The 3,543-nt window shown below is 65.2% G+C and carries 6 protein-coding genes; 3 read left to right on the top strand and 3 right to left on the bottom strand.

Translation table 11 applies throughout. The annotated features are described in order from the left end of the window. Positions 1-96 precede the first annotated feature (96 nt). Both ACFQS1_RS40205 and ACFQS1_RS40200 read right to left on the bottom strand, forming a co-directional pair. A complete protein-coding gene (locus tag ACFQS1_RS40205) occupies positions 97-462 on the bottom strand; it encodes a hypothetical protein (RefSeq protein WP_378978283.1) in 366 nt (121 codons plus the stop codon). Between the two features lie 336 nt (positions 463-798). Next, positions 799-1,155 (bottom strand): hypothetical protein, encoded by a 357-nt coding sequence (locus ACFQS1_RS40200; protein WP_378978281.1) that lies wholly within the window; start codon positions 1,153-1,155, stop codon positions 799-801. Between the two features lie 352 nt (positions 1,156-1,507). On the opposite strand from ACFQS1_RS40200, the gene ACFQS1_RS40195 reads away from it, so the two are divergent. Both ACFQS1_RS40195 and ACFQS1_RS40190 read left to right on the top strand, forming a co-directional pair. After that, positions 1,508-1,936, top strand: a complete 429-nt coding sequence (locus ACFQS1_RS40195; protein WP_378978279.1) for an SMI1/KNR4 family protein — start codon at positions 1,508-1,510, stop codon at positions 1,934-1,936. A 90-nt stretch (positions 1,937-2,026) separates the two neighbouring features. Continuing rightward, positions 2,027-2,266 carry a hypothetical protein gene (locus tag ACFQS1_RS40190; protein WP_378978277.1) on the top strand — a complete coding sequence of 80 codons (240 nt, stop codon included), beginning with the start codon at positions 2,027-2,029 and terminating at the stop codon, positions 2,264-2,266. Between the two features lie 65 nt (positions 2,267-2,331). Here ACFQS1_RS40190 and ACFQS1_RS40185 read toward each other — a convergent pair whose 3' ends face one another. Continuing rightward, on the bottom strand, positions 2,332-2,988 hold the full coding sequence (locus tag ACFQS1_RS40185; protein ID WP_378978275.1) for a DUF6518 family protein: 657 nt from the start codon (positions 2,986-2,988) through the stop codon (positions 2,332-2,334). Between the two features lie 158 nt (positions 2,989-3,146). On the opposite strand from ACFQS1_RS40185, the gene ACFQS1_RS40180 reads away from it, so the two are divergent. Beyond that, a complete protein-coding gene (locus ACFQS1_RS40180; RefSeq protein WP_378978285.1) occupies positions 3,147-3,443 on the top strand; it encodes a phosphotransferase-like protein in 297 nt (98 codons plus the stop codon). Positions 3,444-3,543: the final 100 nt, after the last annotated feature.

Raw genomic sequence — 3,543 nt, 5'->3', positions numbered from 1 at the left:
GTTGACCATGCTCGCAGCTCTTCACTTGTGACCATCCGAACTCGACACTCAGATGATCACCGAAGGGCTGCGAGCCCACATCTCCGGGGCGGATCGTCAACGCACCCCGCTTAACTTCGAAGAACCGAAATACTGCGCACCGATCTCCCACTGCACCAGGTCAGGATCGTAAAGATCATTCGGCGGGTTGAACGGCCAGTGTTCAGGACGAGTCCGGACCGCGGTGCTGTCGGCGTAAATCTCGACCTGTCGCAGCCGGCGCCCGTCGGGCCCGAGGTGCTCGCAGTAGATCTGCGGCTCGGTCTCGTCTGCCTCGTCCCATGGACGCCGCAGGAAGACGGCCTCGCGTCCGGCAAGGGCCGAAACCGGGGCGATCGCGCTGGGCACGCCGCTGTTCACGCAGGCCGTCCAGACCGGCCGGCATGAACGCGGAATCGATGTCGACTTCGGCCAGCTCGCCATCGGGGAACCGGGTCAACGCCTCTGGATCCGTGATGACCTCCACCTCTGCGAACGTCTGCGCGATTTCCCACTCAGAACGGGCGTGAATCACCACCACAAACCGCCCATGCCGTAGTCGTGCAGGACCAAGAAGCGCTTCTTGAACTGCTCACTCAGGAAGCGATCATGCCAGGGTGGCTCGTCCCTTCCTAGCGGCGCCGCAGAGGACGTGCGCCGCTGCCGGCAGCGCTGGAAAAGGTGACACCCGCCGAAGTTCTTCAAAATCAAGCACACTCTTGCGCCGCAGACAACGCTCGCGGGGAGATAGCCGTTTCCCGAGCCAGGTGGTCGAGTGGATCACTTGATGCCGGCCGCCGCGTCCAGTTCCTGGAGGAGGTTGTGGGCGGCCAGTTCGATGGCCTTGTGGCGCCACTCCGCAGCGCGGTAGACGCAGGCGATCAGGCCGCTGCGGTGCAGGCGGCGCAGGTCGCCATAGGCGAAGGCGTACCGGGCCTTGGTCTCGGCCGAAGCGCCGTCGGTCAGGCCGAGGTACCAGGACGCGTACTCGTCCCAGGAATGTTTGTCGAGGAACGCGTTCTCGGTGTCGGCGCGTGGCTGCACATCGCCCCAGTCGCTGTCCAGCACGTACTGCTTCGAGGCGATGAGCTGTCGGGCTCGTTGCAGCGCTGCCTCGTTCACTTCGTACTTGGCCATGGCCCTTCTTTATCCCGCGCCGGGCCGGCCACGCGACGTGGCCCTAATCGGCTACGCAATGAACGCCCAGACCGCCGCCGCAGCAGTGCACTCCCGCTTCCTCCGCAGCCCGTCCGGATCTGCCGCCGAAATGCGCGCGGCCGTCACTCGAGATGATCGCGGTACGGGCTTGCACCTGCGGCCGTCGGAAGCGCGCCGCTGAGGCATAGGCTGCCTCCGTGGATCTTCCTGCGTTCGACCTGCTGGCGGAACCATTGCGGCAGAAGTCGGCGACCTCGGAAGCCAAGTACGGCTTCGCGCTGATCGAGGGCCGACCGCCATCCTTGACGAGATCGCGAGCGTCGAACGGCGGATGGGGGTCCTCCTCCCGGAGGCGTACAAGGCGTTCATGATGCGCTACGGCGGCGGCATGTTCGGCTTCGTCGACTTGTTGCCGATCGTCGCCGAGCCGGAGGGGCAGGAGGATGATCTGTGGACGGTGAACGACCGAGAATTTCCAGATCGACGCTTCGTGGCCGTGGCGCCGGTTGGTTCCGGCGACCATTGGGGCTTCCAAGTCACTGGTGGGCGCTGCCGCGATGCGATCTGGTTCCACTTTCACGACGGTGGTGAGGACCAACTCGTCGCTGACGACTTCCTTTCGTTCGTGGTGAGGCGCTGTCACCTGGACCCGAGGCCTGGTTCGTCCTGTGCGCCCGTGTGCTCCACGCGCTTCACCGTAATGATCAGGTGTTCTGATTGTCGCCGACAGCGTACGGATGCCTCCGAGCCGTCACTCTGAGTAGTATTCCGGTTGCGTGACCCGCCCAGTCATGGCCTGGGCGCGAAATGCTGACGACAGTTAGGTGACCTTAGCCATAGCATCTTTGCCGTGTCCGATGCCGATGAGCGACCGGCTGACTGGCGGTACGAAGAGCTCGAGCGCCTTGGGAAACTCGAACGTCTCATGACGGCAGAGCTGGCCGATACCCGCGACGCTATCGCGCGGCTTATCGGCCAGATCCTTCCCCACCACGCACGGTCAGCTCAGATCGAGCGCGTTGTTCAGGCGAGCGGCTACTCGCGATGGATGATCGAGCGTCTACGCGACGGCAAGATGTGGCTTCGCTGACCATACTCATTTGCCACCGTGAATGCTCGGTCGTGACCCCGTCGTGGCAGTGCGTCGTGGGCAGCTCAGCCGCCCAGCGGATCGGTTGGGGAGGGAACGGCGTTGCGGCGCCGGCCCCGGTGGGCGGTCACCACGGCAGTGACGAGGACGGCCGCGATCCACACGCTGTACCGCACCGGCTGCGTCATGCGGCTGTCCGGCGGCGGAGGCAATAGCGCCATCTGCAAGGCGGCGCCCGCAGGCACGACGAGCGTAGCCACCTTCCCCACCGGACCGGGACGGCGGGTCAGCGCACCGGCGAGGCCGAGCGGCGGACCGAGCAATGCACTGCCGACCAGCCAGTACCGAGTCGCCATGCCCCACCAGCCGCCCCCGTCGAACAGCAGGTCCGTGCCGTAGTAGGCGGCAGTGGCGAAGATCAGCGCGGAGCCACCTGCCGCAGCGCTGCGCCACAGCCCGGACGTCTGCCGAGTTGTTGCGTGTTGGCTGACCAGCCAACCCACCAGTACTGCCGCCGCGGCCCAAGCCCACCCGGCATCCAGAATCAGACTGCCGAACTCCGCCGCCTGCGACCAGCCACCTCGCTCAGCACGGGCAATGCCGACCTCACCGAGCAGCACGGGCACGTGATTGACGATCGAATCGACGGATCCCAATGCCATCCCGACGATCGGGCCGACCAGCCACCACGCCCGAGTACTCCACGACATCACAACGATCATGGTGCCGGACCCACCAGAACGCGTCGTCCCCACCCATGCCAGCAGAGGTAGTCGAATACGCGGGTTTGCCGCGAACCGGTCGCTGCGGAGCGTCACGGCAGTGTTGGGGCTGATGTGGCCGTCCCGCCGCCAGTCCCGGGCGCTACGGTTTCCTCGTGATGGCAGATCGAAGGGGGCGGATTCTGCTGCTCAACGGCGCTTCCAGCTCGGGAAAGAGCAGTATCGGCCGGGCACTTCTCCCGCTGCTGCCGGACCCATGGTTCCTTGTTCCCGTTGACGCGATAGGCGCTATGCGCTCGACAGTTCACACGCGCGTGCTCGACGACGCGGAGATCACCGCGATGCTCACAAGAACCCGGCTCGGCTACCACCGGACCGTGGCCGCGCTCGCCTCCGCCGGCAACGACGTCATCATGGACTATCCCCTTAGACCGCATCTCATTAGGGGTTGTTGAGTTCCAACATCATTCGTTGTACGGGCGTGAGTGATGTGGAGAAGTACTGCCCGGAGTCGTTGTGGTGTCTCGTGCAGCCGTTGCTGCCCCCGCACCCGGA

It is taken from the genome of Paractinoplanes rhizophilus (assembly GCF_042664765.1).
Taxonomy (GTDB): Bacteria; Actinomycetota; Actinomycetes; order Mycobacteriales; family Micromonosporaceae; genus Actinoplanes; species Actinoplanes rhizophilus.
This window is presented reverse-complemented; position numbering and strand designations above follow the sequence as displayed.

Excerpts from the sequence above, each read along its gene's own strand:
- ACFQS1_RS40205 (WP_378978283.1), bottom strand. The coding sequence starts at position 462 with ATGGCGAGCTGGCCGAAGTCGACATCGATTCCGCGTTCATGCCGGCCG.
- ACFQS1_RS40200 (WP_378978281.1), bottom strand. The coding sequence starts at position 1,155 with ATGGCCAAGTACGAAGTGAACGAGGCAGCGCTGCAACGAGCCCGACAG.
- ACFQS1_RS40195 (WP_378978279.1), top strand. The coding sequence starts at position 1,508 with ATGGGGGTCCTCCTCCCGGAGGCGTACAAGGCGTTCATGATGCGCTAC.
- ACFQS1_RS40185 (WP_378978275.1), bottom strand. The coding sequence starts at position 2,988 with ATGATCGTTGTGATGTCGTGGAGTACTCGGGCGTGGTGGCTGGTCGGC.
- ACFQS1_RS40180 (WP_378978285.1), top strand. The coding sequence starts at position 3,147 with ATGGCAGATCGAAGGGGGCGGATTCTGCTGCTCAACGGCGCTTCCAGC.